2 rRNA genes are annotated in these 642 nt (G+C 49.2%); both read left to right on the top strand.

Annotation, left to right across the window (positions count from 1 at the left end):
- A 23S ribosomal RNA gene (locus ACTIGJ_RS19600) occupies positions 1 to 352 on the top strand; the annotation flags it as partial.
- 216 nt (positions 353 to 568) lie between these two features.
- A 5S ribosomal RNA gene (gene rrf, locus ACTIGJ_RS19595) occupies positions 569 to 642 on the top strand; the annotation flags it as partial.

Raw genomic sequence — 642 nt, 5'->3', positions numbered from 1 at the left:
TCCCAAGGGTTCGGCTGTTCGCCGATTAAAGTGGCACGCGAGCTGGGTTCAGAACGTCGTGAGACAGTTCGGTCCCTATCTGTGGTGGGCGTAGGAAGATTGACGGGGGCTGCCTTTAGTACGAGAGGACCGAGGTGGACCCACCGCTGGTGAACCGGTTGTCACGCCAGTGGCATGGCCGGGTAGCTATGTGGGGAATAGATAAGCGCTGAAAGCATCTAAGTGCGAAACTAGCCCGAAGATGAATCTTCCACATAAGGGTCGTTGTAGACTACGACGTTGATAGGCTGCAGGTATACGTGTAGAAATACATTCAGCCGAGCAGTACTAATTACCCAACAGCTTGCACATTAACATATCTTTATCTCTCTCTCTTTTACTTCCAATATGACATGAAAATCAATGCTGAATGTGCCAATGACCGAATGACCGAATAAAATATTCAGTCGTTCAATCATTCGAAATTCAAAATTGATAACTCAAAGAGCTTGTTGGTGGCTATTGGAATGGACGGTGCGACGATCCGCTTCACCCCCTTCCCCATACCACACAAACCAACAAAGACCTTGTTGGTGGCTATTGGCCTGGTGTTCACCTCTTCCCCTCCCGAACAGAGAAGTTAAGCCCGGGACCGCCGATGAT

It is taken from the genome of Nevskia sp., from assembly GCF_051860985.1.
In the GTDB taxonomy this organism is placed as follows: domain Bacteria; phylum Pseudomonadota; class Gammaproteobacteria; order Nevskiales; family Nevskiaceae; genus Nevskia.
This window is presented reverse-complemented; position numbering and strand designations above follow the sequence as displayed.